This is a genomic window from Variovorax sp. 10L421 (assembly GCF_056395365.1).
Map to the genome: position 1 here is coordinate 1 of NZ_JBFTJJ010000055.1, position 3,734 is coordinate 3,734.

The 3,734-nt window shown below is 65.6% G+C and carries 6 protein-coding genes and 1 pseudogene; all 7 read right to left on the bottom strand.

The features are described from left to right. The coding region (locus tag AC1DFC_RS29540) for a DUF6531 domain-containing protein (RefSeq protein WP_478180556.1) at nt 1–1,404 on the bottom strand (1,404 nt) is incomplete at its 3' end. A 13-nt stretch (nt 1,405–1,417) separates the two neighbouring features. Beyond that, a complete protein-coding gene (locus tag AC1DFC_RS29545) occupies nt 1,418–1,912 on the bottom strand; it encodes a pentapeptide repeat-containing protein (RefSeq protein ID WP_478180557.1) in 495 nt (164 codons plus the stop codon). Nucleotides 1,913–1,940: 28 nt separating this feature from the next. Further along, nucleotides 1,941–2,120, bottom strand: coding sequence for a hypothetical protein (locus AC1DFC_RS29550; RefSeq protein ID WP_478180558.1), 180 nt, complete (start codon nt 2,118–2,120; stop codon nt 1,941–1,943). 80 nt (nt 2,121–2,200) lie between these two features. Further along, nucleotides 2,201–2,539 (bottom strand): hypothetical protein, encoded by a 339-nt coding sequence (locus tag AC1DFC_RS29555; RefSeq protein WP_478180559.1) that lies wholly within the window; start codon nt 2,537–2,539, stop codon nt 2,201–2,203. Further along, nucleotides 2,536–2,916: a hypothetical protein gene (locus tag AC1DFC_RS29560; protein ID WP_478180560.1), complete on the bottom strand. Its 381-nt coding sequence runs from the start codon at nt 2,914–2,916 to the stop codon at nt 2,536–2,538. The genes AC1DFC_RS29555 and AC1DFC_RS29560 overlap by 4 nt, the downstream gene beginning before the upstream one ends. A gap of 31 nt (nt 2,917–2,947) precedes the next feature. Next, nucleotides 2,948–3,181: a hypothetical protein gene (locus AC1DFC_RS29565; RefSeq protein WP_413335747.1), complete on the bottom strand. Its 234-nt coding sequence runs from the start codon at nt 3,179–3,181 to the stop codon at nt 2,948–2,950. A gap of 238 nt (nt 3,182–3,419) precedes the next feature. Next, nucleotides 3,420–3,734 (bottom strand): annotated as a pseudogene (locus AC1DFC_RS29570) (type VI secretion system tip protein VgrG); the annotation flags it as partial.

Consider the following 3,734-nt stretch of genomic DNA (forward strand, 5'->3'; position numbering starts at 1 on the left):
GGGCAGCGGCTTGCCGAAGTCCAGCACCAGCAGGCTCTCGCTCAGGCGCGAGACGCGGACTTCTTCGATCGGGTCGAAGTAGGCTTGGCCTACGGCCAGCACGGGGTAGGCGTGGCTGCGGCCGTCGGCCGCGTGGTGCACGAGGCTGGCCTGGCCCTGGCGTGCGCCGCGTGTCGGCGTGGCGATGTCCACACGCATGCTGTAGGGCGTGATCCAGCGTGCGCCCAGGCTGCCGCGGTCGAAGGCGTCGAGGTCGCTGGCGTAGGTGCGCGCCCATTCGATCGGCAGCGGCGCTGCGAGAACGAAGTCGGTGTGGGTGAAGCTTTCGTCACCCAGTGAGAGGCTGATGGAGCCGCCCTTGCGCGCAGGTGCAGGGCGATTCTTGAGGCTGCATCCCCGCCCGTTGGCCGGCGCCTGCTTGCTGATATGCCCGAGCTGGTCACCGGGCTTGTCCTTCTGGGCCACCGCGCCCGCTTGAGGCGGGACGATAGCCGAACGCCTGCCCTTCTTCTTCAGCAACGCGTCCCGCAGCTTGTGCAGCAGCCACATGATGCTGGCCTGCGCCTCCTTGTCCGCCAGCTTCGACAACTGACCCCGCAACAGCCGCTTGAAGCCCAGCATCTGCGTGATCACGCCATTGACCCGGCCCGCGATCCCATCGGGCAGCTGGCTTGCCGCCGCCTTGGCCACATAGTTCGCCGACTGCTTCGAGTAGCGCACCGCAGCACCCCACATCCGGCTCCACGTGCTCTGCGTCTTCGGGTCGTGCACTTTCGTTTCCGCCACGGCAGGCGTACCCACCGTGAACAGGTCCTTCTGCCCCAGCACACGCCGCAGGATGTCCACCAGGTTGTCGATGATCTTGTCCGCAAGATCCGCGCAGCTCTTCAGGATGCCATCGAGCTTGGCGATGGCTCCGTCGATGAACGTGTCCAGCTCGCCCATGATGGTTGCGTTCAGGTGCCCCACCAGCGTCGTGACGATGGCTTCCCCCAGATTCGAGGCTGCCGACTTCAGCTCCTGCTTCACCAGGTGAAGCGTCGGCCGCAGGCTCATGCGCGCCGCCGCCATGCTCGGCGGCAGCGGGATCAGCCCGATCAGGTTGATGCCCAGGCTCACCCAGTTCAGGAACGCATCGACGCCGTCCTTGGCCTTCTTCTCGACGATGTTGATGATGTCCAGGAACACATCCACCAGCGCCATGATGTTGCCAACGATCGGGATGCTGCCCAGCACCATCGTCAGCCGCTCCAGCGTCACGTAGCCGCCGCTGAAGGAGCGCAGCCAGTCGTCCACCGCCTTGCTTGCCGCGGCGATGTCCTCCTTCACGATCGTGTTCAGTGGCGCTACTGCCGTCTGCGGTTCGCGCTCTGATGGCGTCTTGCTTCCTTCCGTCCCTGCCATTTTCTGGTTTCCCTCAGTTGATGTTCGCGCCCTGGAACTCGAGTTGCTCGAAGGTGCTGCCCGTGAAGTCGACGCTGCGCCCTTGCAGCCCCTGCGCATGCACCACGGTGCCGCCGCAGTTCAGCACGCCAACGTCGTTCCAGCTACCACCCGCGAAGCTGATGTCGTCCCACTGGCACTGCCTGAAGGTGCTGGTGCCGATGCTGCCGCCATCGAAGTTCGCACGCGTGAAGCTGCAGTTGACGAAGGTGCAGCCGGTGATCGAGATGCCGCTGAAGTCGCACTGAGTGAAGCTGCAGCCAGTGAACTGGCAACCGCTCCAGCCCGCCTGCTTGAAGCTGGTGACCGTGAAGCTCGTGCCTGCGAAGGTCGTCGCGGCGAACTGGGCAAGGCCCAGGTCGAGCCCGGCATAGGCGAAGCTGTCGGCCTGGCCTACGAGCCCGGCGGGAGCGCCGCCCGCGCCTTTGCGCCACATGTCGTGGGCGAGGATGATGATTTGAGAAGACACTGTGGAGGTACCTCTGGACGTCGTTGGTTCAGCGAGACAGATGCCTCTGAAGGATTCGGCCGCCGCTCTTGTCAATCAGCAGACAAGCTTCCGGAAAGCTTGGCAAGGCCCAGCGATGGCCCTGCGGCAGGCCCGAGGACCTGGCATCTTCAAAGGCCACTGCAATCGCCTGCTCCGCCAAGCCATCGACTTTGATGGTTTCTTTCATTCTTTCCTCCCTCCGCGAGATTGAAGGTGCAGGGTCCTGTCAGGCGCAATGTCTTTCGAGACGTGCCCAGTGCCGGACCACTACCGACTTCCTTGTTCCCGAAGTATTTCGCCCGTTGTCTTCGAGGCGATGTACATGATCGACCGCCCAAGCTTGCTTGCGTTGCCAAGTCCCTTCTGTCCCGGAGGGAGCTTGGCCGAGAAAGCGATCCCGATGGTGTTGACCCCGTTTTCTTCTTCGCCGTTTTCCTTCTTCCTCTCAGCGATGTGGACATTGAAGTTGTTCAGGTCTTGCCCGGTCCTCTCGAACAACTTGTACGCGTTGCCCAATGCGATGACCACCGGGGTGTTGAGTAGCAGCTGGTCCGGCGACTCGACCGCGAAGAGCGACAAGACCGAGACATCGAAGTCATGATTCACGGGCGAGGCCCCCGAGCCTTCGTGCGGACCGCCTCGATTTCCTTGAGCAGATCACCGGCATCCGCGTTGCCGTTCTTCAGCGACTCCGCCGCCCAGTGCGCGGCTTCGGCGAGATCCTTGCCATTCATGTAGAGGTCGCAGGCCAGGTTGTGTTGCCCTAGGACATGGCCACCCTTGGCCGCGATCGACAGCCAGCGGACGCGTTGATCTGCGTCCGAGGACACGAAGGTGTAGTACAGCGAGAGACGAAACGCAGCCTCGGCGTCGCCAGTCGCGGCCTTTGCGACCAGCCCGGCTCGCTGTGCATCTGTCAGCTCGTAGGCCTGCGCACCCGAGACGGGCGAAGAAGTGGCAAGTGCGGCGCCGGGCTTGTCCATGGCGTGGTTCTCCGTTGCGTGATCCGGGAGCTCATCGGCCCGGCTGCCTGCTGGCCCCGGCGCGAAGGGCCTCGATCCGCTGCAGCAGCCGGCCCGCATCCGGATCGCCGTTCTTGCGTGCTTCGGCAGCCCAGCGCGCGGCCTCGGCCAGGGTGCCGCCGTCCAGTTGCAGCACGGCAGCGAGGTTGTACTGCGCCGTCGCATGGCCGCCCTCCGCGGCCCGGACGAGCCAGCGCCGACCTCCCACCCTGCCGTCCTGATGCACGAAGTGGTGGTACTTCGAGAGGCGGAACGCGGCCTCGGCATCGCCGCGGGAGAAAGAGAGAAGAGGACCAGCGCGAGCAGGGTCGGCATCGCGCTCAGGATGGTGTTGAGCGGCGCGACCGCTGTCTGAGGCTCTCGTTCGGACGTCTTCTGCTGCTGCGATCCTTCTGCCATTGCCTTGCTTTTCCTCTTGCCTGGAGCCGTCTTGTTGTTCGAAAGAAGCGCGCCGTGGCGCCGCGTCAGCCCATGAAACCGGGGGTGCGGCCCGCGAGCGCGGGCGTGCCGGCAGCGGCAGGCAATCCGCCTTTTGCGACCCCGCCTGCCATGTTCGCGATCGCCGTGACCGGGGCGCCCATCGGCCCGAGCCGCGCGCCGGCCGCCTGCGCCGCCATGCCGGTGGCCGCCTGTCTCGCCTGGCCGAGCATCGCCTTGGCGCCACCCTGCCGGATCGCCTGCGCCGCGCCCACGGCTTGCTGCGCCGTGGCYGCGGCCTCGGAGGCCTGGCCGAGCAGGCTCGCGGCCTTGCTGCCGGTGCCCGCGACGCCGGCCAGCGC

Bases quoted from the DNA above. Each gene is read 5' to 3' on its own strand.
- AC1DFC_RS29560 (WP_478180560.1), bottom strand. From the start codon at position 2,916: ATGGACAAGCCCGGCGCCGCACTTGCCACTTCTTCGCCCGTCTCGGGT.
- AC1DFC_RS29550 (WP_478180558.1), bottom strand. From the start codon at position 2,120: ATGAAAGAAACCATCAAAGTCGATGGCTTGGCGGAGCAGGCGATTGCA.